We start from the raw sequence: 260 nt of genomic DNA, 5'->3' as shown, positions 1-260 counted from the left end.
GCCCTTGTCCGAGATGCGAGCGGCGAGCCGTGCCTACTATCGCTGCGCGGAATGCATCGGTGAGCCGCCCTCGTTCGACGCGACCCTCGCGTTGGCGGATTACCGTCCACCGCTCGACGCGTTGGCGCTCGGCCTGAAATTTCGCGCCCGGTTGATGCTGGCGCGCGAGTTCGCGCTACGCCTCGCTCGGCTCGCGCAAGACTCGTGGCAGGACAGATCGGCGCGGCCCGATGTGATCGCGCCCGTGCCGCTCGCCCGCC

The 260-nt window shown here is 70.0% G+C and carries 1 pseudogene; it reads left to right on the top strand.

The features are described from left to right. Positions 1-260: pseudogene (locus tag SB751_RS32165) on the top strand (ComF family protein); the annotation flags it as partial.

The organism is Cupriavidus sp. SIMBA_020 (assembly GCF_046535395.1).
Classification (GTDB): Bacteria; Pseudomonadota; Gammaproteobacteria; order Burkholderiales; family Burkholderiaceae; genus Cupriavidus; species Cupriavidus campinensis.
Note: the sequence above shows the minus strand (reverse complement) of the source record. Positions and strands in the feature narration are given on the sequence as shown.